The 26,319-nt window shown below is 62.0% G+C and carries 14 protein-coding genes; 6 read left to right on the forward strand and 8 right to left on the reverse strand.

Annotation, left to right across the window (positions count from 1 at the left end):
• Window positions 1–102 precede the first annotated feature (102 nt).
• Both N539_RS0113980 and N539_RS17275 read right to left on the reverse strand, forming a co-directional pair.
• A complete protein-coding gene (locus N539_RS0113980; protein ID WP_028970765.1) occupies window positions 103–3,405 on the reverse strand; it encodes a TonB-dependent receptor domain-containing protein in 3,303 nt (1,100 codons plus the stop codon).
• 151 nt (window positions 3,406–3,556) lie between these two features.
• Window positions 3,557–5,299 carry a tetratricopeptide repeat-containing sulfotransferase family protein gene (locus N539_RS17275; RefSeq protein WP_197018428.1) on the reverse strand — a complete coding sequence of 581 codons (1,743 nt, stop codon included), beginning with the start codon at window positions 5,297–5,299 and terminating at the stop codon, window positions 3,557–3,559.
• A gap of 279 nt (window positions 5,300–5,578) precedes the next feature.
• Between N539_RS17275 and N539_RS17280 the strand changes: the two genes are divergently transcribed.
• The 6 genes from N539_RS17280 (at window position 5,579) to N539_RS0114015 (ending at window position 17,468) form a co-directional block, all read left to right on the forward strand.
• The gene (locus N539_RS17280) at window positions 5,579–8,929 is read left to right on the forward strand and encodes a TonB-dependent receptor domain-containing protein (RefSeq protein WP_197018429.1); all 3,351 of its coding nucleotides are present in this window, start codon (window positions 5,579–5,581) and stop codon (window positions 8,927–8,929) included.
• A gap of 72 nt (window positions 8,930–9,001) precedes the next feature.
• Entirely contained in the window at window positions 9,002–9,811 is an 810-nt protein-coding gene (locus tag N539_RS0113995) for a hypothetical protein (protein WP_231463079.1), read from the forward strand.
• A complete protein-coding gene (locus N539_RS17285) occupies window positions 9,808–11,388 on the forward strand; it encodes a tetratricopeptide repeat-containing sulfotransferase family protein (RefSeq protein WP_051531835.1) in 1,581 nt (526 codons plus the stop codon). The genes N539_RS0113995 and N539_RS17285 overlap by 4 nt, the downstream gene beginning before the upstream one ends.
• Before the next feature lie 220 nt (window positions 11,389–11,608).
• On the forward strand, window positions 11,609–14,806 hold the full coding sequence (locus tag N539_RS17290; protein WP_197018430.1) for a TonB-dependent receptor domain-containing protein: 3,198 nt from the start codon (window positions 11,609–11,611) through the stop codon (window positions 14,804–14,806).
• A 96-nt stretch (window positions 14,807–14,902) separates the two neighbouring features.
• Window positions 14,903–15,691, forward strand: a complete 789-nt coding sequence (locus tag N539_RS0114010; protein WP_028970767.1) for a hypothetical protein — start codon at window positions 14,903–14,905, stop codon at window positions 15,689–15,691.
• The gene (locus tag N539_RS0114015) at window positions 15,684–17,468 is read left to right on the forward strand and encodes a tetratricopeptide repeat-containing sulfotransferase family protein (protein ID WP_037552799.1); all 1,785 of its coding nucleotides are present in this window, start codon (window positions 15,684–15,686) and stop codon (window positions 17,466–17,468) included. The genes N539_RS0114010 and N539_RS0114015 overlap by 8 nt, the downstream gene beginning before the upstream one ends.
• Here the strand turns inward: N539_RS0114015 and ahcY are convergent.
• The 6 genes from ahcY to N539_RS0114045 all read right to left on the reverse strand — a co-directional run bounded on the left by ahcY (window position 17,465) and on the right by N539_RS0114045 (window position 26,059).
• Complete coding sequence (gene ahcY / locus N539_RS0114020) at window positions 17,465–18,877, reverse strand: adenosylhomocysteinase (RefSeq protein ID WP_028970769.1); 1,413 nt, start codon at window positions 18,875–18,877, stop codon at window positions 17,465–17,467. The genes N539_RS0114015 and ahcY overlap by 4 nt on opposite strands.
• 128 nt (window positions 18,878–19,005) lie before the next feature.
• Window positions 19,006–20,505 (reverse strand): winged helix-turn-helix domain-containing protein, encoded by a 1,500-nt coding sequence (locus N539_RS0114025; RefSeq protein WP_028970770.1) that lies wholly within the window; start codon window positions 20,503–20,505, stop codon window positions 19,006–19,008.
• A 220-nt stretch (window positions 20,506–20,725) separates the two neighbouring features.
• Entirely contained in the window at window positions 20,726–21,025 is a 300-nt protein-coding gene (locus tag N539_RS0114030; RefSeq protein WP_156029992.1) for a hypothetical protein, read from the reverse strand.
• A gap of 127 nt (window positions 21,026–21,152) precedes the next feature.
• On the reverse strand, window positions 21,153–21,488 hold the full coding sequence (locus N539_RS0114035; RefSeq protein ID WP_156029995.1) for a hypothetical protein: 336 nt from the start codon (window positions 21,486–21,488) through the stop codon (window positions 21,153–21,155).
• Between the two features lie 390 nt (window positions 21,489–21,878).
• Entirely contained in the window at window positions 21,879–25,166 is a 3,288-nt protein-coding gene (locus N539_RS0114040) for a beta strand repeat-containing protein (protein WP_081774374.1), read from the reverse strand.
• A gap of 293 nt (window positions 25,167–25,459) precedes the next feature.
• Window positions 25,460–26,059, reverse strand: a complete 600-nt coding sequence (locus tag N539_RS0114045; protein WP_197018431.1) for a DUF1579 domain-containing protein — start codon at window positions 26,057–26,059, stop codon at window positions 25,460–25,462.
• Between the last annotated feature and the right edge of the window lie 260 nt (window positions 26,060–26,319).

Raw genomic sequence — 26,319 nt, forward strand, 5'->3', positions numbered from 1 at the left:
TAAGAACCGGCGCGCGCCAAAGCGCTAATTCGACGCCTGGGTGACGGCAAAAAAGAAGGGCGGGATTGCTCCCGCCCTTCTGAAGTCACCAAACGGCTCTACTTACTTGAACGTGCGCGTCACGTTCACGAATATCGAGCGGCCACGATAGTCATACCCGGAATTGGCAAAGAAGTTGCCGAAACGCCCGTATGGATTCACGTTATCGTTGCTGATCGTCGGCGGATCCTTGTCGAACAGGTTGTTCACGCCAATCGTGAACTCACCAATGTCACGCCACAGATATTGGGCCGACACGCTGTGCTCGAAATAGTTGGGCACCTTGAAGTCGTAGTCGACAAGGAAGCAACCCGGCCCAGCGCCCAGCGGACAGACAGTACCGTCGTCTTGTCGGTAAGCGGCGGTTGCGAACTGTTGCGAACTCATCTTGCCAATGAAGTTCACGCCCCAACGGAAGGTGAAGCCGCCGGTCTTGAACCGTGTGTCGAGCGAGCCGCTCCACTTCGGGCCGGCGCCGGCACCAGGATAACCCAGCGTTCCGTTGAAGTCGTTAACTTGACCACCGGGGAAGTTGACGATCGACTGTTTCAACATCCGGGTTGCCTGCAACTGCGTCGAAAATTGACCGCCGAAGAAGCGTGCAGCGTAACGCGCGTCGAAGTCGATGCCCCTCGCTTTTTGCGACGCGATATTGAGATAGGGGTTTTTGAGTAGGACGAGGTTGCCGACTGCGTTCGGGGTCGGCGCATTGGCGACCGTGTAACGCGCTCCCGCAAGCGCACAATAGGGGTTGTCGGGGTAGGACCCGCCATAGGTATCCGTATCCAAGCAGAACAACAGGATGTTTTGGGCGCCTAGCACTGAGACTTCGCCCTTCACATTGATGTTCCACAAATCGACCGCGAGCGAGAAATCGGCGATCCGCTTCGGCACGGTCAAGACTACGCCGCCGCCCCAGGTCCTGGCGGTTTCCGCCTTGACGACGCCTGCTCCGCCCGTCGTTTCCACTTGGAACCCGCCGCCTTGCCCACCATAGTTGAGCGCTTTAGCCTGGTTGCCGTTAAACGCCGCCGTCAGTTCGGACAGGCAGTGGTCATAGAGCGCTTGGCCAGGTGCAGATTTCTGCGGAAACAGGTCGCAGGGATCGAGAGAGTTAGGCTGGAAGCCGATCTGGGACGCAACAAACTGCTCGTAGAGGTTCGGCGCGCGGAAGTTGGTGCCGTAGTTGCCGCGGAACCGAACCGCCGCCACCGGCGCCCATTGCGCACCGAGGTGATAGGTCCATCCCGTGCCGTACGATTTATAGTCGGTGTAGCGGCCCGAAGCGTCGAGCTCGAGTAGGTTTAGGAACGGCCGATCCCGGAAGAACGGCAGGTCGATTTCGGCGTAAGCTTCCTTGACGTTGTCCGAGCCCTTCGTCCGCGCAGCCGTGCCATAGCGGTAAATGTCGCCAGCCGAGCGTTCGGCGCCGGGCTGATCGTCGATATGGTCGCCGCGATATTCGAAGCCGACGGCGCTCTTTACGTCGCCGCCGGGCAGGGCGAACAGGGTACCATCGAAGTTGAGAGCGAAGGTTTCCTGCTTGTACGTCGTCTTGGTGTAATTCAGCCATGGGTAGAGATAGGCGATCTGCTGAGGGGTGATCGCGCCATTGAGGAAAACGTTCGGGTCGAAGATATTGAGCGGCTGACAGGTACCGCCATTGTATGCGCCGTTCGTGACGTTGCTCGCGCACGTGAACGACTGACCTGCCAGATACTGACCGGGAAGCGCGGTCGTGATGAAGTCCGCGGGCGTGCCCGAGGGAGCCACCACTGCGTTCAGGACGTTCGTGACCGCGTCAGTGGTCGAAACCTGACGGTCGTCGCGCCCTTTTGTGTGCGACAATTGCACGTTGGCATCATAACGCCAGTCGCCAAGACCCAGGTTGCCGCGAATGCCGCCATTGGCGCGCCAGAAATCTACCTTCTGCTTATTCTGCGGTACGAAGTTTGGCGCATAGAGCGGATTGGTTGCTATCAGCCCAGCGTTATTCCAGGCAATCGGGTAGAAGGGCGAAACCTGCGACGCATATATCGGGCTATGGACGTAGTACTGATCGCCCGGGAAAAAGTCGGGACCATACCTTTGAACCGTCAGCGCGCTTCCGCCGCTGGCGCTGCCTAGCCAGTCCAGACGGTCCGTCGAATACTGATGCGACGTACGGCGGACGAACAAGCCTTCGCCATACAGTTCGGCATCGCCCAGCGCCCCCAACTCATAGGAGCCGTTCACATAGCCCGTGTACGTCTTGAGCGGCGTCAGGAACGTGTTGTCCAGAATGTTGTAGTTGGTATCCGGGCGATCGTTGAAATCGAACTGATTCTTCGCAACCGCGACCGGAACACCAAAAATGTCGGGATGGCCGGTCCAGTAATCGGCGAAGGAGACTCGGGCCGGTCCTGGTGCCGGGCCGGTGAGGTTCTGACGCCACCACGATCCCAAGCCGTAACCCGCCGGAGTGCCGAGGGTGGGACCAGGCCCGAGTGAATAGCAACGCAGTGTGCCAGGCTCGTGTGGCCGGGTCTGGCCAACCTCGTGGCCATTGACGAAGGCCAATTCACGCGCGCAGCGGGTATCCTTACGATCGCCGAAGTCCAGACCCTGGTCCTGCTTATATTCGAACGAAGCCATGATGTGGCCGCGGGCGAAGGTCTTGCCGGCGGTAATTGAACCGCGCAGCGTCTGGCCAGCGCCGATCAGCGGATTATCCGCGAAACCGTCGAGCGTGATACCGTTGATTGACGTGTCCGTGACGACGTTGATGACGCCCGCGATCGCGTCCGAACCGTAGATCGAGGACGCGCCCTCGCGAAGGATTTCGATGCGCTGAACGACAGCCGTCGGCAGCGTGTTGAGATCGGCCGCGATGAGCTGTTCGCCGACGCCGGCCGGCGAAAGCCGGCGGCCGTTGAGCAGAACGAGGGTACGCGACGAGCCAAGGCCGCGAAGACCGACCGTGTTCGCACCCGTTCCGTTGTCGGACAAGAAGCCAAGGAAGCTCCCGCTGACCTGCGACGTGCCGGACGTAACGCTGCTTGATTGCAACGTGTCGGCCACCGAACGAGTGCCCGCCAAGACCTGATCGTCGCGCGTCAAAACGTCGATGTTCTGGGGTGTGTTGAAGTTATTGCGGCGGATGCGCGATCCGGTGACGACGATCGCGCCGCCGCTTGCGGCCGGCGGCGTCTGAGCTACCGCCTGGCCTGTGGCGTTGGTCGGCCCGCTCGACGGCGGAGTGGCCTCGCCCTCTTGCGTCTTCTCGGGGGTCGTATCGACCGGAGCTGGAGTCTGCGCAAATGCCGGCGAAGCGGTCAGTGCGACAATGGAGATCGAAGAAAGAAGCAGTGAATTAAAGGCGCGCATGGCTCGGCCATCCCCTCAGATTGGCTAGAAAACGAAGGGGCTTACTGACCGACTGAGGCTCTAAAAAAAAACTAAATCTGCCGCCGTTCGCAGATTGCTCGAACCATGTAACATTAATGCCACATGAAGAGGTGTCGGCTATACGACACTTCTACTCCCGCCAATTGCCCAGCGTCTCTCCCAGCGCTCCCTTGAGGTCGCCGAGCCACGGCTCATAGTTGCGCCACTTGCCGAAGCCGGCGCGATTGATGGGCCGCCGAACCTGTTCGGAGCTCGGCGTGTGCACGGCACGCTCGGTTTCATAAAAACGCAGGCATGCCTCGTCGAACGGAACCCCGACATAGTTCAGGAGCCGGCGCACCTCCCCCTCGAGATCGTCGACTAGATCGTCATGGATCAGGCGATGAACGCGGCCGGGCAAAACCTCATCGAAATGACGCATCGCCGCGACATAGTCGGCATAATATCGCCCCATGCCACTCTGGCTGAAACTATGGTCTGCCGCGGAGCCATAATAGCGGAAGTAGTTTGCGAAGCAGCAGTCCATGGGATTGCGCCGGACGTCGATGATCCTCGCGTTCGGCAGCATGCAATGGATCAGGCCGATAAACTTCCAGTTCCCGGGATATTTGTCGGTCAGGAACGGGCGCCGCGTCCGCCGGGATCGCGATGATATCTCGAAATAGCGTTGGCCGAACAACTTGAAATCTTCATTCTCGAGGGCTCTCAGCGTGTCGCCATAATTTTGATCCGGATGACTCAACGCCAGCTCGTTCGAGAAGGTGTTGATGATGAAAAGCTCTTCGCTGCCCTCGATCTGCGAATGGCTGGAAAGGATCTGCTCGACCAGGGTTGAGCCGGCACGATGCATCCCGACGATAAAGATCGGGCCGCTGCGCTGGTCACCCCACCCTTGCCGCTCATCGAAGAATTGCTGCGTGAAAGTCTCGCGGATGAAGGCGGACCTCCCGATGATGGATTTCGATTTCGGCTTCTCGGTCTTGCCGCGGATTTCACTGCCGAGTTCGATATGCTCGATGGCGCGCTCGAACTCGCCCGCCGAATCCAGCGCCTTGGCAAGCGCGAAATGAAGCGGAACCCGTTGCCCGTCGGGCAGATCGTCACGCTCGAGCGCCGCCTCCATCTGGGCGATATCGCTTTCGAACAAAGCGACATTCTTGAGGTCGGCCAGGGTCCACCACCCTGATCCGTTGCCGGGATCGAGCGCAAGCGCCGTCCGGATCGCCGCCACCCCCTCGCCCGCCTCGCCGAGCGTTTTCAGCAGATACCCGTATCCGATCCAATATGCCGCGACCTGCGACTGCAGCGAGACGAGCTTGCGACAGGCCGCGTGAGCCTGGTCGAGGCCGCGCGTCTGCATCATCATTTCGGCCTTGAGCGCCAGACCGCGCTCGTGAGCGGGTTCGATCTCCAGCGCCCGGTCAAACACTGCCGCCGCCTTGTAAATCAGCTCCGGAATGTCTTCGTGAACCGCAATTCGGCGAAGCGTCGCGGCGAGATCGACAAGCGCATCCGGATCATCGACATGAAGGCGAGAGGAATGATCGAGGATTCGGTCGCTATCGGCGCGAAGCCCGCAATAAGCGGCAATCTCGGCCATCATATGCATGGCCGGAGGATCGTTGCGGATAATCGCGAGGTGCTTCCGCAGGAGGATTTCCGCTTCCTCCAGCTCGTTCTCGTCAATCAATCGCCGCGCCTCGACGATTTCCGGCGCGGTCGGCGTCGCTTCCGGCTTGGAGTTGGGGAAATCCCGTTGGTATTGCTGCACGACTTCGCGGAGCCGCTCGGCGGCTGACTCATCGCGCGGCGCGGCCGCAACTGCCGCGCGGGCCCGCTCAGCAGCTTCCCTCGATTGGCTTTCCGGTCCCACTTCGCGAGCATTACTTTTTGACGAATTCGACAGCATCGCCAGCCGCTTAAGGGCGAAGCGCCAATGGCGTCAATCTACGTGACAGAAGCGAGAGCCGCGCGCGCCAAAGGATCCGCCGGAAGCGCTCGCCCCGCAACACGACTGAGTCGGCAAAAACGTCACAGTTCATGCTTGATTCACTTTCGTGCTCTCCCGTCGATTGACAGTTCCCCTTCGGGAGGCAAATCATTGCGATCGAGTACCGGTCTCTTGCCTGGACCGGTCCAGAGGGGACGAGCAATGGGAACAACAGAGCGTCGGGCTGCACCCGCACGCGCCGGGCTTCTGGTCAGCGTGTCGGCCACCGCCATCCTCCTTTCTTCACCGGCTTTGGCCCAAACCGCCGATCAGCCGCCCGCTCCGGCGGCGACAACGCCTCCGACCGCCGACCAGCGACAGGCTCAGCAGAGTCTGCCGGCCAATCCGACGGTCGGTTCGAGCGGCGCGAACACGGCCGCGAGCGAAGACCGCAACCAGATCGTCGTCACCGGCACGCGCATCCGGCAGCCCGAGTTTACGAGCTCGGACCCGGTCGCCTCGATCGACCCCTCGCTCGCGCGGCGGGAAGGCAAGCTGGATACCGCGGACACGCTGCAATCGTCACCGATCGCCGCCGGATCTGCGCAGGTCACCGCGGCGATTTCGTCGAACCTGGTTACGAACGGCGGCCCAGGCGCCCAGACCATCGACCTTCGCGGCCTTGGGCCCAACCGTACCCTGGTGCTCCTGAACGGCCGCCGCGCCGGCCCCGCCGGAACCCGCGGCGGCGTGTCGTCCTTCGACCTCAACGTGCTTCCGCAATCGATCATCAGCCGCATCGACATCCTCAAGACCGGCGCTTCGTCGATTTACGGCTCGGACGCCGTGGCCGGCGTGGTCAACATCATCACCAAGACCGACACGAACGGCATCCAGCTCGATGCAAATTCCTCGGTTCCGATCAGCGGCTCGGGGAGTCAGTATCAAATCTCCGCGACATGGGGGAAGAAGTTCGATCGCGGCCACGTCATGGTCGCCGTCGATTACTACCGACAGAACGAGCTGCAGCGCGGCGACCTTCCCTATCTCGGTTGCCCGGAAGCCTTCGTTTTCACCGACGAGAGCCATAACCAGCGCGCCGACCTGATCGACCCAAGGACCGGGAAACCGCACTGCGAGGACCTGCGGTGGGGCCACGTTTGGACCTATGAGAGCACCGGCCAGCTTTACACCACCACCGGCCGGTACGCCGCTGGTCCGGGGTACACCCTGCTGCAATATCAGTATCCGGGCGAGAATCTTGGTTTGCCACCGATCGACCCATCGCTAGGATTCTCATCGCCACCGGGTTGGTTCCCGACCGGCTATGACAGCGCATCCCTTGCGGTGCAGAACGCCTTCCACCCGTTCGTTGGCCAGCAGTCGATCATTCCGCCAACCACCCGCTACACCGTGTACGCCGACGCATCCTACGAATTCGCCGACGCGATCGAAGGCTATGCCGAGTTCCTCGGCAATCGCAGGAAGACGTACCAGAACGGCTGGCGCCAGCTGTGGACCTACGGCTACGGCGAAGACGTTTATCCGGACAACCCGTGGGGCCAGGGTTGGCACGGCCCCAACCTGCTCAGCCCGCTGACGATCACCAATCACGCCGATGCCGGGCAGAAGGTCGATTACTGGCGCGGTGTCGGCGGGCTTCGCGGCGATCTCGGCGGCCTCTTTAAGGGCTGGGCGTATGACGCTTACGTCCAATACAGCCATAACAAGGGGCTCTATAAGACCGAGCAGTTCCTTCAGGACGTCTACGACGCCTCCTATTCCCAAACCGCGTCGTGCGTCGGGAGGACCCTCCCGTTTTCGGGCAAGCAGTGCATGGATCTACCGTGGACGGATCCATTCTTCCTCGCCGGCCAGATGACCCCCGAACAGATCGACTATATGTTCGATTGGGAGACCGGCAAAACCATCTACAAGCAGCTGAGCGGCGAAGCGTCCGTCAACGGGCATTTGTTCGACATGCCGACCGGCGCAGGCCCCGTCGGACTGGCCTTGGGCGTGACGGTGCGGCGTGACTCGATCGTCGATACACCGGGCGACATCACCTTCTCGCCCAACCCCAATTACGATCCAACGATCCCGCTGACCGATCCGCGTTGCACCAAGCATTTCTTTGCCCAGCCCTTATATCCGTGCGATCAGTTCCACAGCAATGCGTGGGGGGTCAGCTCGGGCGGGATTACCGCGGGCCACAGCATTACGAAGGAAGCGTTCGGGGAAATCGAAATCCCGATCCTGAAGGACGTCCCGTTCTTCCGCAGCCTGACATTGTCCGGCGCGGCGCGCATCACCAACGTCACCGCCGTCCAGCGAGACTCTGGGATAACCGACAAGGACACCGGGAACTGGACCTACAAGATCGGAGGCAATTGGGCGGTCAACAAATGGCTGCGGTTCCGCGGGACCTATGGGACGTCGTTCCGGGCGCCGGCCTTGTTCGAAGAGTTCAAGGCGAACGAGACAAGCTTCGTCACTACCTCTCGTATCGACCCTTGCGTACGGGTCACGGCAAACCTCGCGGCCCACAACATCGGCCAGGCGCAGCATGATCGATGCCTCACTGAGCTAACGGCGCTTGGCGTGCCCAATCCCGGAAATTACGGAGGAGGCACGGTCAGCGCGACCGTCTTCGGCCAAGGCGGCATCGGCAACCTCGATCCGGAAACGTCCAAGGCGAAGACCGCGAGCGTCATCCTGACTCCGAGCTTCTCCTTCCTGCCCGACACCCGTTTCAGCGTCGCCGTCGATTATTTCGACATCGACGTCAAAGGCGAAGTCTCGCAGCTCGGCGCATCAACGATCCTGAACCAATGCTATCAGAGTGCGGAGTTCCCGAATTCGTTCTGTGGGCTCTTCACGCGCGCTGGTACTGGCTCACCCGACCCGGGTCAGATCCTCGCGATCCACGACAGGTACATCAACATTGCGGACCAGAAGACCAAGGGCATCGATGTGACCGGACTGGTCCAGCACAATATCCCCGGAGCTGGCCAGATAAGCCTGCTGGCAAACATGAGCTGGACGCTCAAGCAGCAATTCTCTCTGTTCCCCGAGCAGCCCGAGGACCTCCTCGGGGTCATCGACGCGGTCGGCCAGACGCGCACGGGGACGAGGAGATTTGTCGGGGACTTCAGGGTGACCTGGCGAGTGCCGGGCGGCTGGTCGCTGTTCTGGGGAAGTGAGGTCTTCAGCGGAGCGAGCAACGAGAAGGAATTCCGGGACAATAACGGCGGCAGCCTGTGCGTCGACAATTTCGCTGCGGACATCAACGGCGACCCGACGACGATCCCGCTTCGAGGCCACATTTGCGTGGACGTGAAAGTGCCGTCGGCGTGGTATCACAATGCGTCGATCACCAAGGAGTTCGGCAAGGACTTCGAGTTCACGGTCGGCATGAGGAACGTCTTCGACAAGAAGCCGCCGCGGGTGAGCCTGGTCGGCCCGACGACAGGCGCCGTCGGCCTCCCCGCTACCATCGGCCCGGTCGTCGCGACGTCGCAATACGACTTCCTTGGAAGGCGGATGTTCGTCAGTGTGAGCAGGAAATTCTAGGCCTTACGGCTTGGTTTTACGGGGGGCGGCCCTATTCTGCCGCCCCCCGTTTCTTGTAAGCGAACTCCAACCGTGGCCATGCAAGCCGTCATCAGGGTGAAGCCGGATACGCTGGACGCCGACACCGTCCGCTTCGCTCCCGAGCCCTTGCGGCAACCCTTGTTCCTCAACAGCATTCCGAAGAGCGGCAGCCACCTTCTTCGAAACATCCTGCGGATGTTCGTGCCCGTCGAGCAGCAATATCGCGAACAATTCATCCAGTGGCCGAACATCCGGCAACATCTCGACGCCTTCGACTCCGCCCGCAACTACATGAGCTTCGGGCATCTGTTTTTCACCGACGGCCCGGCGATTGAGCTCGCCGACGTGCGCAAGATCCTGCTTTACCGCGACCCCCACGAATGGGTCTTGTCGCGTGCGCGATTCTATCTCTCCGATGAGTTCCAGGGCGAGCTTGAGCATCTCAAGGACGGCCGCATCCACGTCGATGATCTCCTGACGCTGATGATCTTTGGAATTCGCACCGTCGTTCCGTCCCTGAACCACATGTACGAGCTGAATGTCGTCGCCTGGCTCGGGTCGGATGTTTTTGTGGTGCGTTATGAAGACCTTATCGAGCACGTGCAGGCACTCGAAACGAACCAGGCCGAGTCTTACTTTGCCGCACTGTTCGAGGCGTGCGGCATTTCCCCCGTGCCGGCCAATTGGAAAGAGCGCGTCCTGGTCGGAGCAGACCGACGCCAAAGCGGAACGGCGCGCGAGAACCTGACCGGCATCCGGACCAAGCTCCCCGACACCCTTCCCGCCAAGCACCAGCAAATGATCGAATATGCGGCGCCGGGGTTGCGCGCGATCCTCGGCTATGCCGATCGCGCTCGATGACCGGCATTTCCGCATACCCTCGCCTGCGCCAGGCGGAGAAGGCGATCGAAGAGGGCCGTCTGGAAATGGCTTCGGCGATCGTGATCCAGCATTTGCGGGAAAATCGGAACGAACCGCGCGGGGTTGCTCTTCTCGGCTCGATCGCGTTCAAGATGGGCGCGCTGGTTCAAGCCGAGCAGTTCCTTCGGCAAGCGATCGCGGTTGGCGGCAGCTCACTCGAAGTCCAACGCGAGCTCGCCTCCGTCATGCACCACCAGGAGCGTTTGCCAGAGGCGTTGAGCGCTCTGAGCGTGCTTCAGGACCAAACTCCCGACGTGGGACTCCGCGGTGCAAAGGCGCTGATCCTCGATAAGCTCGGACGCAACGCCGAAGCGATCCGCGAACATGAAGACCTGGTGGCGAAGCATCCCGACCACCCCCGGGTCTGGCTCGGATATGGGAACAGTCTTCGCTGGGCCGGCCGCAACGAGGAAGCCATTGCGGCTTACCGCCGGGCGACCGCGATCGATCCTGAACACGGCGATGTGTGGTGGGCGCTCGCCAATATCAAAACGAAGGTCCTCACCGACGAAGACATCGAGATCATGAAAAGCGCGTTGAAGCTTGCGATCGACGAACGAAACGTCATTCCGCTTCATTTCGCGCTCGGCCGAGCCCTTCACGATCGCAAGGAGTATCAGGGCGCTTTCGAGCATTTCGAAACCGGCAACCGACTGCGCGCAGAAACGATCAATTACGTTCCCGAAGACCTGAGCGCCGAGGTGGATGAGATCGGCCGGCTATTCGACCGGGAGTTCTTCGAACGCCGTGAACGGCCGGCGCCGCGCGACGAACCGACGCCGGTGTTCCTGATCAGCTTGCCCCGCGCCGGGTCGACATTGCTCGAGCAGATGCTCGACCAGCATCCGGACATCGAAGCCGTCGGTGAGCTCCCTTACGTGCGCGCGCTGGTCCGCAGCGCCCTGGAAATTCACACTCGGCGAAGGCCCACGACCGTCCCGCAAATGGTGCTGGCGATGAGTCCCCAGGAAGCGCGAGCCTACGGGCAGGATTATATGCACCGCGCTTCGCTGCATTGGACAGGACGTCCGCGCTATTTCGTCGACAAGATGCCCATGAACTGGAGCGAAGTGCCGTTCATTTGGCGCATTCTCCCCCAGGCACGCTTCATCGAGATCCGCCGCAACGCCATGGACTGCTGCGTCTCGAACTATATGCATTATTTCTCGCGCGCCCACTCGTCGTCATTCTCGCTGCGGCACATCGGCTGCGCCTACCTCGACATGGTACGCATGATGGATCACCTCAATTCGGTCGCGCCCCGCCTCGTCCACTCCATCCGATACGAAGAACTTATCGAGAGCCCGGAACCGATCTTGCGCGGCGCGCTCGATTATCTCGGCCTCGAATGGGATCCGGCGCTGCTGAAGTTCTACGAATCCGATCGCATCGTCCGGACACCCAGCGTCGAACAGGTCCAGCAGCCGCTCAATCGCAAGGGCATCGGAACGTGGACGCCCTATGCGGAGTGGCTAGGGCCCTTGCGCGATGCGCTGGGATCCCTCGCCGACGCTTGATTCACTGCAGAAATAGCCGGGTTGACCGGTGCTTCATGGGATTCAAGGGGTTAGATCCTTTATCCAGTCAGTTGACAGTTTCTCTCTGGGCGGCAAATCATTGCGGCGGCATTACGTAACTGTAATGTGGCAACGTCGCGGTCACGACCATCGTGTCATTGGCCGCAAGAGGGGATGAGAACAGATGGGAAAATCAGAGCGTCGTAACGCTCGTGCACGAGTGAGCCTTTTGGTCGGCGTGTCGGCGACCGCGATCCTCATCTCGTCGCCGGCATGGGCGCAGACGGCTGATCAGCCCCCGGCCCCGCCGCCCGAGACGACGCTTCCCGCCGAGCAGCAGCTCCCGCCCACGGACAATCAGCCGCCACCCTCGGAGGTAAGCAATCCCCGTCCGGCGGCGACGCAGCCCCAGCGCGATCAGCAGATCGTCATCACCGGCAGCCGCATCCGCCGCACCGAGGCGACCAGCGCCGCCCCGCTCCAGATCATCGACCCAACGCTGAGCCAACGCCAGGGCCTGAACACGGCCGCGGAGATCATCCAGTCGTCGCCGATCGCCAGCGGATCGAGCCAAATCACCTCCGCCATCTCGACCAATTTCGTCACCAATGGCGGGCCCGGATCCCAAACCATCGATCTGCGCGGCCTTGGCGCCTCACGCACGTTGGTCCTGCTCAACGGGCGGCGGGCCGGCCCGGCCGGTACCCGCGGCGGCGTCACCGCATTCGACCTCAACGTCCTGCCGGCCGGCATCATCCGTTCGGTGGAGATCCTCAAGGATGGTGCGTCGTCGATTTACGGCTCGGACGCCATCGCCGGCGTGGTCAACATCCTGACCAAGAAGGATACTGACGGCATTGAACTGAATATCTCGGGCAACCTTCATCAGCACAAGGGCGGTGAGGAGTTCGAGGGCGGCGCGACCTGGGGCAAGGATTTCGGCCGCGGCCACATCCTGCTCTCCGCCGACTACTACAAGCAGAACTATTTGAAGCGGAAAGACCGCAAGTTCCTCGGCTGCCCGGAGGACTATATGTTCCGGCCCGACGGCTCGCGCGCCGACCTGATCGATCCGCGCACCGGAAAGCCGCGCTGCAACGGCGTCGTCTGGGGTCAGGTCTGGACCTATTACGCCTACAACCTTCCGGATTTTGGGACGGCGGTCCTGCTTCAGCCGGACTTTGGCGACGGGCTCGCGCAATATGTGCCCCATGTTCCCGGGGCGCATGGATACGGCGAGCTCAACGTACCGTCGGACTTCCTGCCCGTCGGCTATATCGCACGACCCGATACGAGCCCTGTCGACGACCTATTCGGGCCAAGTCGGTCTGTCGCCAATGCGCTCGAGAACCTCTACAGCCCAATCGAGGCGGGGACGTCGGTCATCCCGAAGACCAAGCGAATCACGGGTTATGCCGACGCCTCGTACGAGATCACCGACAATATCGAGCTCTACAGCGAGTTCCTGTTCAATAACCGCAAGACCTATACTCAAAGCCTCGTCCAACTTTACAACTTTGGGTACGCCGCGACTGCGCCGTTCGAAGGCGATCCCTTCCCTGGCTTCTATCAGCCGGAAGGCGGCTTCGTCCTTGTCAGCCCGACCAACATCACCGACCATTACGACAATAAGATCGACGTCGATTATTACCGCGGGGTGCTCGGCGCGACCGGCAAGCTGTTCGGCGACTGGGTCTGGGATGCTTACGGCCAGTACAGCCACAACGTCGGCAAATACACCTACGACCAGATCCTCGCCGACTCGATCGCCATCCAGAGCTACAAGACCGGCAGCTGCGTCGGCGAATTCACGTCGGTGGCGCATAAGGCGTGTATCGACATCAACTGGGTGGACCCGGCTTTCCTGGCCGGCAACCTGACCCAGGAGCAGATCGACTTCTTGTTCGGCACCGAAACCGGCAAGACGATCTACAACCAGAAATATTTCGAAGCCTCGACCACCGGCACTTTGTTCCACCTGCCCGCCGGCCCCGTCGGCATTGCCGCTGGTGCCGCCTGGCGAAAGGACTCGATCGACGACCAGCCGGGCAATATCACCATGGCGCCCAATCCGGATCAGGATCCCAACGATCCGGACGACGATTTCATCGACAACGGCTACGCCAACCCAATCGCCTCAGGGCACACGTTTGGTCACAGCGTGACCAAGGAAGCGTTCGCAGAAATCAACGTCCCGATCCTCAAAAACTTCGTCCTCGCGAAGAGCCTGCAATTCTCGGGCGCAGCGCGAGTTACGGATGTGAAGGCGACCCGCGGCGGCGACGGCTTCAGCGCCAGCAGCAAGGGAAATTGGACCTACAAGCTGCAAGGGAATTGGCAGATCGTCGACGCGATCCGGCTGCGCTCGACTTACGGCACTTCTTACCGGGCCCCCGCCTTGTTCGAGCAGTTCCTGGCCAACCAGGTCTCCGGCGCGCGTCAGGTCAATATCGACCCATGCGTCAACTGGGCCAATGGCCTCGCCAAGGGCACGATCACGCAGCGCCAGGCCGACAATTGCGCCGCCGACGGCATCTCTCCGACCCACAGCGGCGCCGGCGTTCAGGCCGCGGTCTTCAATTCGGGTGGCGTCGGCGTGCTCGAGCCGGAAACGTCCCGGGCGTTTACGGCCAGCGTGATTCTGACGCCGCCGCAATTCCTCGACACCAGTGTCGCATTCACGGTCGATTATTTCGACATCAAGGTGAAGGGCGAAATTACCCAGCTTGGCGCCAAGAACATCATCTACGGCTGCTACGCCTCGCTGGACTTCCCCAACGACCCGTTGTGCTCGCTGTTCGAACGCGGCCAGGTCGGCGACCCGACGAACGTCAAGAACGTCTTCGACAAGTTCATCAACGTCAACCGCCAGCACAACCGCGGCCTCGACTTCACGCTTCGCGCGACGCACCGTCTCGGCGGCTTCGGGCGCCTCTCCTTCCTCGGCAACGCCACCTATCAGCTCAAGGACGACGTTACGCTGTTCGGCGGGACGATCGACAATTTGAACGGCGAGATTGGCGATCCGAAGCTAGTGGCGGACGGCAAGTTCACCCTCGACCACAAGAACACCTCGTTCTTCTGGGGGATCGAATATGTCGGCAAGGCGTCGAACGCGAAGCAGTTCATTCGCGACAACGGCGGCCTCTGCAACACCAACCCAGACACCCATCTCATCTTCGGCGACTATTGTTACAAGGTGAATGTCGAACAGCGCTTCTATCACAACGCTTCGGTCACTCAGCGCTTCGCCGGCGACCGTTACGAGCTCACCGTGGGCGTTGCGAACCTGTTCGACACCAAGCCGCCGCGGATCTCGACTCCGGCGGTGGTCAACATCGGCCAGGTACCGGCGGTGTCGCAATACGACTGGCTCGGCCGGCGCTTGTTCTTCTCGGCCAAAGCCCGGTTCAAGTAAGACCGATTCAGCTTTTTAAGGGGCGGCGGAGCATGCTTCGCCGCCCTTTTTATTCACCGGTAGCGAGACGCCGTTCCGGCCGTTAGGATTCAGCCGATGCAGCGCGTCAATCTGAAGGCCGACACACTCGACCAGGAGAACCGGCGCTTTTCGCAGGCCGTCCTGCGCGAGCCCGTATTCCTCAACAGCGTGCCCAAGTCGGGCTCGCACCTGCTGCGCAACATCGTCCGCATGTTCGTGCCGGTCAGCCAGCAATACCAGCGACAGTTCGTCCAGTTCGCCAACCTCGAAGAGCATCGTGACGCATTCAACGCGGAATTGCCGATGGTCAGCTGGGGTCATCTGCCGTTTTCGGACGAATCGGCGATGGATCTCACCGGCGTCCGCAAGATATTGCTGGTCCGCGACCCCTGCAGCTGGGTGATTGCGCGCGCGCGCTTCTTCGTCTCGGACGAGTTCTCGGGCAACCTCGACCTGCTGAAGGAAGGCAGGCTCTCGGCCGAAGAGCTGATGAACCTGATGATCTTCGGCATCTACCAGCGCGCGCCGAGCCTCAATGAGATCTACACCCACAATGCGATCGCCTGGCTCGGCACCGGCGTGCACCTGGTCCGCTACGAAGACTTGGTTGGCCATCTCAAGAGGATCGCGGCGCCGGAGGCTGAGGCTTATTTCGGGGCTCTGCTCGAAGCTTGCGGCGTGGCGCTTCCGGGCGACTGGCGAGAGCGCGTGCAAGTCGGCAGCGACCGCGCGCAAAGCGGCACGGCGCGCGAGAATCTGTCGACCGCGACCAACCTCGAGTTCCCCGCGGAGCTTCCGGCGACCCAGCGGGCCCTGGTCGAGGTCGCGGCACCGGGTTTCCGATCCCTCCTCGGCTATGACTGACAAGGTCGAGGTCCAGGCCGGAACGCTCGAGGAGGGTCTGGCCAACGGCTATGCGCTGCTCGATCCGCATCCCGAGGCCGCGCTGATGCAGGCGCAGACCTTGCTCAAGCTCGGGTCCGACGCGCGGGTCTTTCGGCTCGCCGCGAGTGCCCACCGCCGGCTCGACCAGGCGCGCGAAGCCGAAGCGGCGGAGCTTGCCGCGATCGAGCATAGCCTGACCGTCCCCGAGCTGAAGGCCGCCGCCGGGGCCGAGCACGAGGGCCGCAGCGCCGAAGCCGCCGCCGCGACAGCTGCCTGGCTCGAGCGGCATCCCGACGATCTGCTGGCGATGACGATTTCGGCCGAAGCCGCAATCAGCATGAAGCTGCTCGGCGAAGGCGAGCAGCTGCTCCGCCGCGTGCTCGAGCGAGCCCCGGGTTTCCTCCGCGCCTCGATGTTCCTCGCGCGCGGCCTGATGCTCCAGTGCCGGATTGGCGAAGCGATCGAGGTCATGACGCGCGCGGTCGCCAGGGCTCCCGACAATCTCTCCGCCAACAAGTTCCTCGCCCAGCTCCAGGCCGAGGCGCGCGATTACGAAGGCGCGGCAGCGACCTACGAGCGCCTCCTCGGACGCCACGACAAGGAGGCCGAGCTGTGGGTCAGCTATGGCGACATGCTTCGTTTCCTCGGCCGCCGCACCGACAGCGAACTCGCCTATCGCCGCGCCATTTTCTGCGACGGCGGGTACGGCGCCGGCTGGTGGGGCCTCGCCAGCCTGGACGCCAACGCGCTGGCCGACAAAGACGTGGCGCGAATGGAGGCCGCGCTCGTCGAGCGGCGCGACAAGCCGGAGGACGTCGGCGCCCTCCATTTCTCCCTCGGCGAAGCGTTCGACAAGCGCGGCCGCTATGAGGAGGCATTCGAGGAGTTCGCGGCCGGCAACGCGCTGCGAAGGAAGGCGCAGCCATACGACCCGGCGAGCCTGACCGATGAGATCAGCCGCTCGATCGAATTCTTCACCCGCCACCGGCTGGAGGCCCAGACGAGCGCCGCGGGCGACGCCGGCCCGATCTTCATCGTCGGCATGCCCCGATCGGGATCGACGCTGATCGAGCGCATCCTCGGCGGGCATCCTGAGATCGAGGCAACCGGCGAGTTGCCGATCATCCCGCGCATCGTCGAGGTCCTGAGCGCGCGCGGCGGCGGGGTCGGCGGCTTTCGCGATGTGGTGGCGAAGATCGACCATGCCGGCCTGCGACGCCTCGGCGGAACCTATCTCGAGCGCTCGCCCGAATACCGCAAGAGCGACAAGCCCCGGTTCACCGACAAGCTCCATATGAACTGGCGCCACATCGGCTTTCTCCGCATGATCCTGCCCGGCGCGAAGATGATCGACGTCCGCCGCGACGCGCTCGATTGCTGCTGGTCCAACTTCAAGCTGCTGTTCACCCGCGGCCACCCCGCCGCTAGCGACCTCGACCATATCGGCCGTTTCTACCGCGATTATGTGCGCATGATGGACCATATGGACGCGGTCGCGCCCGGCGCCGTTCTTCGCGTCGGCTACGAAGACGTGATCGACGATGCCGAGCGTGAGGCGCGCCGCATCTTCTCATTCCTCGGCGTGGAGTTCAACGCCCAGTCGCTGGATTTCCACACGTCGGCCGAGCCCGTCGCGACCGCCAGCAGCGAACAGGTGCGCCGCCCTCTCAACCGCTCGGGCATTGGTACGTGGCGGCCTTACGCGCAGTGGCTGGCGCCCTTGCGCGAAGCTCTGGGGCCGCTCGCCGACGCTTAGTAGCGGTAGTGGTCGGGCTTGAACGGCCCGTCCGGCGACACTCCGATGTACGACGCCTGCTTGTCGTTGAGCGTCGTCAGCTTCACTCCGAGCTTGTCTAGGTGGAGCCGCGCGACCTTCTCGTCGAGGTGCTTGGGCAGCACGTAAACGTCGTTCTTATACTTGTCGGCGCCGGTCCACAGCTCGATCTGCGCCAGCACCTGATTGGTGAAGGACGACGACATGACGAAGCTCGGGTGCCCTGTTGCATTGCCGAGATTCACCAGGCGGCCCTTCGACAGCACGATAATCTTCTTGCCGTCCGGAAACTCGACCTCGTCGACCTGCGGCTTGATCTCGATCCACTTCATGTTGGCCAGCGCGCCGATCTGGATTTCGCTGTCGAAGTGGCCGATGTTGCACACGATCGCCATGTTCTTCATCGCCCGCATGTGGTCGAGCGTGATCACGTCCATGTTGCCGGTCGCGGTGCAGAAGATGTCGGCGCGGGTCACCGCTTCCTCCATCGTCACCACCTCATAACCTTCCATCGCCGCCTGCAGCGCGCAGATCGGGTCGACTTCGGTCACCAGCACGCGCGCCCCGCCATTGCGCAGCGACTGCGCCGAGCCCTTGCCGACGTCGCCGAAGCCGGCGACGCAGGCGACCTTGCCCGCAAGCATAACGTCGGTCGCGCGGCGGATCGCGTCAACCAGGCTCTCGCGGCAACCGTAGAGGTTGTCGAACTTCGACTTGGTCACGCTGTCGTTGACGTTGATCGCCGGGAACGGGAGCTTGCCCTTCTTGGCCAGCTCATAGAGCCGGTGAACGCCGGTGGTGGTCTCTTCGGAGACGCCCTTGATCGCTTCGACCGTCTTGGTCAGGTAGCCCGGCCGCTCCTCAAGGAAGCGCTGGAGCGTCACCGCGAAGATTTCCTCTTCCTCGTTCGACGGCGCGAACAGCGCTTCGCCGGCCTCGACGCGCGCGCCCCACAATGCGAACATCGTCGCGTCGCCGCCGTCGTCGAGGATCATGTTGCAGGTCTGCTCCTGACCCCAGTCGAAAATCCGCGCCGCGTAATCCCAATAATCCTCGAGCGTCTCGCCCTTGATCGCGAACACCGGAATGCCCCGCGCCGCAATCGCCGCCGCGGCATGGTCCTGGGTCGAGAAGATGTTGCACGACGCCCACCGCACTTCGGCGCCGAGCTCGATCAGCGTCTCGATCAGCACCGCGGTCTGGATCGTCATGTGCAGCGATCCGGTGATCCGCGCGCCCTTGAGCGGCTTCGACGCCCCGAACTCCTCGCGCAGCGCCATCAGCCCCGGCATCTCGGTCTCGGCAATCTCGATTTCCTTACGGCCGAAATCGGCGAGGCCGAGGTCCTTCACGACAAAGTCGTTGAAACGGGTGTCAGCCTGCGTCGCCACGTCGAGATTCTCCAATGATCATGATGGTGCGCGTCCTCCGCGCCAATGCGCCGCCCCTAGCGCAGGGCAACATATAAGGAAAGCTTTATATGACCGCATTCACCAGTCCGGTGAACGTGCAGGTCCGGTTAGCCGGGCAGCCGTGTATCCGGACGGACACCCCGCTGTCGCCAATAGCGCGCCAATCCGATCTCCTCGCACAAGCCTTTGAAGCGGACGTCGTTACGGACAGCCGCGAGCGGGGGCAGGAACAGCCACTGGGTTCGGCACCAGCTAGGCGAATTTGCGACGAAGCTGCGCGGGACGATCGGCCGGTTCGCCACGAGCGGCCCCTTGCTCAGCAACAGGCCGTCGATAACGGCGAATGCTGCATCAATTTCACCAAGTTGGCTGAGCACCATCGCAGCATATGTCGCCTGGCCCGGATTGAGCTTCGCCGCCGCAAGATTGGCCTCTCTTGCACTTGCGATGGACGCGGGGCTCGGTTCGGCGAAGGCGTCGAGCGTAGGCAGCCATTGAGCAAGCCTGACGGGATGCGCATTACCCGGCGCGACTCCCGCGTTGCGGAGCATCGCCGAGGCTGCGCCTGTCCGACCCGTGAACGCGAGGATCATGAAACGCGCGTTCCACACCAGCGCGTGCCTGGGCCACAGCGGCAGCAACCGCTCGCTTAGATTGACGGCCTCCTCGTCGCGGCCCGCCGTCCAAAGCCGGAGGGCCCGCCGCCATTGGGGCGTCGGTGAGGTCGGAGCGGCTGCCGCTGCTTGCTCATTGTACAACCAGGACTTGGATGTTCGCCCTGCGGCCTGAAGGAACGATGTCATGCTGCCGAGTACATGCGGGTTGGCCGGCGCCGATGCACGCAGGGCCTCTAGCCGGTCTTCCATTTGAGACCAGTCAAGATTGCCGGCCGCAATGTCGATCATCGCGAGGCGCGCATGCGGCTCGCCGGGATCGCGCTGCAGCGCTGCTCGCGCAGCCTGCTCTGCAGCCCGCAGTGTCTCTCCGGCATTGGCGCTCCCGCCGTTGTTCGCACGGGTCTCTTCAGCCAGCGCCAGCAGCCCAAGCGCCTTCGCGTTCTCAGGATCGATCTCAAGCGCTGACCGCAAGGGCGGCAACGCATCGCCGGCTTGGAGCGGAACTGCGTCACGCAGCAGGATATCGCCGCGGTCGACCAAGCGCTGTGCCTCAGCGACGCGAGCCTGCTTTCGCGCGCGCCACAGTCCGGCTCCTCCGAGCGCAACCAGCGACGAAGCGCCGGCGCCGAGCAGAGATCGGCGGGTGATCGGCGGCGTCACGCCGTCGCCTGTCGGTTCGGCGATCAGTCGGTATCCGAGCCTGGGCACCGTCTCGATCTGCACCGCGCCGGCACTCGCCCGTTCGAGCGCTTTCCGGAGGTTTCCGACTAGCCGGTTCAGACTGTCGTCACCCACCTGAGCGTTGCCCCACAGGTGATCGAACAGCTCACGCCGTGGCAGCACCTGTCCCTGACGCTCGACGAGTTGCAGGAGCAACTGCATCACCAGCGGTTCCATGGGCACCTCGCCGCCCGGCCCGGCAACGCGGCGACGGACCGGATCGATGGTCAGTTCGGCGACACGAAAAGGAAAAGTCGCTGCTGCGTTCACCAGTTCCCCCTTTTGTTCGGCGGATCATCGGCTGCTCATCATGGTCTAATCGCTGCCCACCGCCAAGCTTCATCGCAGGCGCGAGCCGAGGGCGAACACAGGAGCTGATGGAATGGGACTGCAGCTCGTCGAGCCACAGTGGCAGCTCGCGGGTACTTGGGGACGTCAATGGGATGGGCGCGACGACGTCATCTGCGCGACAATGATGGGCGCATCACTTCTATCTGATTTCGACGTGGCCCAGGCAGGCAGCATATGACGTGAACTCGAAATCCACGAGCTGCCCCGTGTCCTTGAGGAAATTGCAGACCTGCGTTTTGAAGGCAGCATCTGGCGAGTGGGCAAATTCGAGGCAGTCTCGAAGGTCGAGCGGATACGCCGTGCCCGTAGCGAGCTCATAGCAGATCTCTTGGCGTGCCATCGCATGATCCGGGGCTCTGCCCTGTCGCGCCGGCGCGGGTGCGTTGAAATGCTGTCCTGCAGTCAGAGCCGCTGCTGCAAGTTGAATAAGCGCCGGCATTTCGGACTCCCTTGGGATAGCATCCCGAACCATCGCCGTTCGACAGTGTCTCGAAGGGCTGGAAAGCGGATGTTTGTCTTGTCTCGGAAAGTAGGGACGCGTCGCCGCGTCCCCACCCGGAAGACATTTAGTGCCTGCCGAACGTATGCTGCGGATTGCAGCCCTCGGATGGAAACGCAAAGCTGTCCCGCTGCGCGGGATCGCTCGGATCGTACAAGTCAAACTTGGACATGAAATAGCCAAATGACTGCACCTGTCCGCCTGGATCGATTCCGGGAAGTCCAAGGGGCGTGTCATTCAGCCCCGAAAACGAACAAAGAGAATTGCCATTGCTAATGCTGCTATTCGGCGGCGAGGGAACGTTGCCCGTCGGCGGCGGCCCGGTGATTTCGCCGGCGAGTACCGGTGCAGCCATTAGACCGGCACCGACGATTAATGCAGTTGCACGAAGAAACTTCCTCATGGCGTTTTCCTTGTGAGATGTGTGAACTTCGCGACTCACCCGCGGTGCGCCTGCGTGAGGTTCGGCCTGCCAACGTGCCATGATGAACAGCCGATGATGTTCTGATCATCGTCACAATGCGTGCGCGGCAGGACCACAGGATATTGAAGGTCGCGGATCTGTCCGACCGCTCCGACCGACGCGGCGAAAAGCGGACATTAGCATAACGGACAATGACGAGCCGGGGTCAGTTGCACGTTTCAGTAATTTCAGCCGGACTTTATTCTCGCCTTTGTCCGTCGAAACCGTCGCCGCGCCTTTGAATGTCGCGTCAGGGCCGCGGCAAGGTCATTGTGCTACCGCCTGGCTAATGTCCGCAATGGATAAAAAGCGGTCGCTAGCGAACCATCCTCAGGCGAAGATGAAGTCGCCGGTGGCGACGTGGCTGACACCGATCAGCGTGATGGTGAAATCGGCGCGCCCGTTGTGATCAGCGTCGACTGAGATCACCGTCCCGCTCGTACCAACGGCGATCTTCAAGTCCGCGCTGGTGATGCCGGCGATGAGAGAAAGGTCGATCGTGTCCGTTCCCGAGACGAAGTCCGTCACCTTGTCGCTGCCGCCACCCCTTTCGAACATGAACGTGTCGCCGCCAAGACCGCCGGTCAGCGTATCTGCCCCGAGGCCCCCGCGGAGGAGATCGTTGCCAGCTCCCCCAATCAGCTTGTCGCTTCCGGCCATGCCATAGAGAAAATTGTCGCCATCGTTGCCGATGAGGACGTTGGCGAGCGAGTTCCCGATGAGCTCGACCGAGAACGTGCCTTCGAGGACCCCATTCTCGACATTGGCGCCGAGTGTGTAACCGACCGTCGAATGGACAGTATCTATACCCTGTCCCGCCAGCTCCATGACCTTGTCGCCGGCATCGTCGACATAATAAATGTCGTTGCCTGTCCCGCCCTTCATAACATCGCCGCCCGTGCCCCCGTTGAGCGTGTCGTTGCCGCCGAGACCGTTCAGCGTGTCGTTACCCGCGCCTCCGGTCAGCGTATCGGCGCCGCTGGTACCATTTAAGGTAATTGGCGGCGGCGCGGTGAACTGCAGGCCGGCCTGAACCGTCGCCAAATCGACATTCTGAAAGGTGATCTGGTCCGAGGACGAAAGCCGGACGACCACGTCAGATCCGATCTGAGTGATCGAGACAGCCGAGGCATAGCCATCGATCTGGACCACCTCTCCACCGGCCAGATCGGTGATGATGTCTTGCCCGTCGCCCTTGGCGAACAGGAACGTGTCGGTGCCGCCGCCGCCGGTCAACGTGTCGTTGCCCCAGCCTCCGTGAAGCGTGTCGTTCCCGCCGGCACCACTCAGGAAGTTACTGCGATAGTCTCCGCCCAGCGTGTCGCCAAATGCCGAGCCGGTGGCATTTTCCACGTTACTAAAAGAATCGCCGCCCGCGCCATTCCCCCATTCGAAGTCAACGGACACGCCGCTCGTCGCATTGCGGTAATCGACCGTGTCGATACCCTCGCCGCCGGAGAAGGAGTCGATGCCGGCACCGCTGACAAGCGTGTCGTCGCCGTCACCACCCTCAATGCCATGGAAGCCGTCGCCAGCAATGAAAACGTCATCGCCGCCACCACCATATATGTTCCCGGTGTCTCCGTTCAGAATGAACACATCGCTTCCGCCTTCACCGTCGACGCTGACGTCGGTCGACACTGTGAGTGTGTCGGCGAAGTCCGTGCCGCCAACGAACTGAAGATTTTCAACGTTCTGGATGGTTGCGCCGCCGATGACGGTTCCGGCGAGAAAGGATGCGGTGTCGAGAGTAACGCCGGTCGGCGCCGTAATCAGGCTCAAAAACAGGGTGTCCACGCCGGTTCCGCCGTCGACATCGTCGCCGTAACCCGCGTTCAGGAAATCATCTCCGGCGCCACCGACTAGCGTGTCGTGCGCGCCGTCGGGGTCATTGACCTCCGCATCCGAAAGCCCCTCCGCGCTGTATGAGTAGAGGGAATCGTTGCCCGCGCCCCCGTCGATGACGTCCGCACCGAGCCGGCCTTCGATCCGGTCATCGCCGCTGCCGCCGTTCAAATGGTCGTTGTTCGAACTGCCATAGATCAATTGCCCGAACGGCAGTGCGGCAAAATACATGCCGGCCTGTACGGTCCCAACGTCGGTATTCGACAGAGTGATCTGGTCGGTGCCCGAAAACACGACCACGACATCGCTTCCGACCTGCGTCATCGATTGAGCCTGCGTATAGTCTGCTACCTCGATGAGATCGCCCGCCGTAAAATCGGTGATCACATCTTTCCCGTCGCCCGCACTGAAACGGAATGTATCGTCACCTCCGCCGCCTGAGAGAGTATCGTCGCCGGTTCCACCCCAAAAACCGTCGCGGCCCGTGCTGCCGATGATTGTATCGTTGCCGGCGTCGCCGCTGATGAAATTCGAATAAAAGGTGGGGGCGACGTGGATGGTGTCGTCTCCGGCACCTCCGTGAAGGGTTCCGGCCCCGAAGATGATGTCGTCGCCATCGCCGCCGTTCGCGATCGCGCTCAGGTTGGCAGGGACATAAAGCGTGTCGTTGCCGTCGCCGCCGTCGACCTCCTGCAGATATTGGCTGCCGCGGCCATCGACGATGTCATTGCCATCGCCACCGTCGAGTAATGAAGTAACATAGCCGGCGATCAGCGTGTCATCGCCGCCCATTCCCAAGAGGACTGCGCCGCCTCCATGTCCATTGCCGTCGGCGTCCTTTAGGTAATCGTTGTAATTGCTGCCTTGGATCCAGTTGATATTTTCGAAGCCCGTGATCGTGCCGCCGCCAACGACCAGCGTCCCGAGGCTGAAATCGGCAGTGACGCCACTGCCCGCGCCTTGAAAGCTGATGAATAGCTGGTCGCCGTAATTTCCCTGTTCGCCGCCATCGACATTGTCGCCGTATCCCGCGAAGATCGTGTCATCTCCGCCGCCGCCGATCAGGGTGTCGGCCTCACTTCCGGTATCGAGAGCGGGCGCGTGATACGGGATGTAATAATAGGGACTATTGTAAGCGGGTGAGACATCGGCGCTGTAGATCGTGTCCGCGCCTTCGCCGCCGTTGATCGTATCGCCGCCCGAGCCACCGGCAATGGCGTCGTTCCCGGCCAGACCATCAATCGCGTCGGACCCGCCCAAACCATTGATCGTGTCGTCTCCACTGGTCCCGGTCAGCTGGTCCGGTCCCGCCGTCCCGTTGATCACCGGCGGCGTGGCGTCAGCAAAATAGAGCGCCGCCTGGACGCTTGCGAGGGTAGCATTCTGGAACGTGATCTGGTCGCCGGCAGACAGGACGAGGACCACGCTCGTACCGGCCTGGGTGATCGACTGGGCCGTGGCGTAGCCATGGATCTCGACCGTCTCGCCGGCCGCCAAATCGGCTATCGTGTCCTTTCCGTCGCCTGCCTGAAACTGAAAGAGGTCGAGTCCCTGGCCACCCCTCATGCCATCATCGCCGGCGCCGCCACTGATCACATCTGATCCGTCGCCACCGTCGATCCTGTCGTTTCCCCCCTGACCGTGGATCGTGTCCGATCCTCCGAGGCCGCTAATGATGTCGACGCCGGCGGTGCCGTTCAACACGTCATCGTTGGCAGTCCCGTTGATAGTCGTACTGCCACCCGTTGGTCCCGGCATAATCCCTCCAGCCATCACTAAAACTCATCTGCCCGAGCAGACGTTCGGCTGAAGAACCCCGTGGCCGGTTCCGGGTCGGCTTCCCGGCTGATCCGGCATTCGGGAAAACCCCCGAAGCCCCTGCGCGACGGACGGTGCCCGTTGCGCAAATGAAACATTACCGGGCGGAAACCGCCCGTGCAACATGCGACCAATCGAATGTCCGCAATGGGTCGAAAGGAGCCATCAGTGCAGCGGCACTTAGCGGCCTGACCCACCCGCGCTCCGTATTTTATGCTGTCCTTCGAGACGACCAGCCGAGCGGCGGCTCAGGCCACTCGGGTAAAGTCCATGAACCAATCGTCTTCCCAGGTCTTCCCGTCATCCAGCGACATGGCTTGCTCCCATCGGGCCGATTGCGGCGTGATGCGGGACCAGATGAAGCGCGCCTTTATCGGCTTTCCGTCTAACTCGGTGTCGCCATAGAAAAGTCCGGTCCCGTCGCGGAACCCTCCATGCATTGGAGAATCGATTGTGGCGTCGCTCGCTTGCACCCACCAAATCGACCACAAACGCGTCGTCGCGTTGAACGTGCGAAGACTGACCGCGCGAACGGTCTTGCTGGGAAATTCCAACACATTGTCATCGATATTTCCGTAACCTCCGAGGATTGGCCAAAGGGCAAGCGTACCGTTGAATTCGATCCAGTCGGCGCTGCCGACGAGGCGCTTTTTGAGATAGCGATGCCGTACGGCCCAACGCCCCGTCAGAAAGTCGAAGTCATGGAGATCGCCGGTCTGCGGCGACAAGTTGCCGCTGGCCCCTTTGGTTTGCGCTTCCGCCAATGCCGTTCCAGAAACCGAAGCCGCCGCAGCGATTGCTGCTAGCGACGCAATCATGTCACGGCGTGTGCCGCCTTTCTGGAGCATGCGACCCTCCCAGTGTCCCCCTATGTGGTGACTTGTTCCGACGTTCCCTCGGAAATTTGCTACGCCCGCAATTGGGTCCCCGGTAAGGTCCAGTTCTACATCGAGGCACATAACCAGTCTCGCCGTCCGAGCGCCGGACTTCGCTTCTTTCAGCCGACCAATGTCAAAAAAGGGGTGGAAGGCAGACGCTCGTGCAGCGGCACTTAGCGACTGACCTCGGCATACCTATGCGACAGGACAACTTCTCCGACTGCTGATTG

This window comes from Sphingomonas sp. URHD0057 (genome assembly GCF_000620665.1).
GTDB lineage: Bacteria > Pseudomonadota > Alphaproteobacteria > Sphingomonadales > Sphingomonadaceae > Sphingomicrobium.

Bases quoted from the DNA above. Each gene is read 5' to 3' on its own strand.
- N539_RS0113980 (WP_028970765.1), bottom strand. From the start codon at position 3,405: ATGCGCGCCTTTAATTCACTGCTTCTTTCTTCGATCTCCATTGTCGCA.
- N539_RS17280 (WP_197018429.1), top strand. From the start codon at position 5,579: ATGGGAACAACAGAGCGTCGGGCTGCACCCGCACGCGCCGGGCTTCTG.
- N539_RS17285 (WP_051531835.1), top strand. From the start codon at position 9,808: ATGACCGGCATTTCCGCATACCCTCGCCTGCGCCAGGCGGAGAAGGCG.
- N539_RS0114010 (WP_028970767.1), top strand. From the start codon at position 14,903: ATGCAGCGCGTCAATCTGAAGGCCGACACACTCGACCAGGAGAACCGG.
- N539_RS0114015 (WP_037552799.1), top strand. From the start codon at position 15,684: ATGACTGACAAGGTCGAGGTCCAGGCCGGAACGCTCGAGGAGGGTCTG.
- N539_RS0114030 (WP_156029992.1), bottom strand. From the start codon at position 21,025: ATGCCGGCGCTTATTCAACTTGCAGCAGCGGCTCTGACTGCAGGACAG.
- N539_RS0114035 (WP_156029995.1), bottom strand. From the start codon at position 21,488: ATGAGGAAGTTTCTTCGTGCAACTGCATTAATCGTCGGTGCCGGTCTA.
- N539_RS0114040 (WP_081774374.1), bottom strand. From the start codon at position 25,166: ATGGCTGGAGGGATTATGCCGGGACCAACGGGTGGCAGTACGACTATC.
- N539_RS0114045 (WP_197018431.1), bottom strand. From the start codon at position 26,059: ATGCTCCAGAAAGGCGGCACACGCCGTGACATGATTGCGTCGCTAGCA.